The sequence below is a fragment of the Bittarella massiliensis (ex Durand et al. 2017) genome (assembly GCF_017566145.1).
GTDB lineage: Bacteria > Bacillota > Clostridia > Oscillospirales > Ruminococcaceae > Bittarella > Bittarella massiliensis_A.
This window is the reverse complement of the sequence record NZ_JABFCL010000271.1, coordinates 1-218: the sequence shown is the minus strand read 5'-3', so window position 1 is coordinate 218 and position 218 is coordinate 1. Positions and strand designations below refer to the sequence as shown.

The window sequence follows — 218 nt, the reverse complement described above, 5'->3', positions numbered from 1 at the left end:
CCAGAATCGCCCCGACATTGGCGACGCTCTGGCGCGCCTGTTCCTCGATGGTCGCACCCGCGATCTCGCCCGTGGCCGGATCAATGGGGATCTGGCCGGAAGTGAACAGCAGATTCCCGACAGACACCGCCTGCGAGTACGGGCCGATGGCCGCGGGTGCTTTTTCTGTCTGCGTGTATTTGATTTCCATGTTTCTTTCCTTTCTGTGGAACAAAAGC

The 218-nt window shown here is 59.2% G+C and carries 1 protein-coding gene; it reads right to left on the bottom strand.

What is annotated here, in order from left to right; genetic code table 11:
* Positions 1-190: Rid family hydrolase (locus HJY11_RS14300; RefSeq protein ID WP_243764581.1), on the bottom strand; the 190-nt coding region annotated here is incomplete at its 3' end.
* Positions 191-218: the final 28 nt, after the last annotated feature.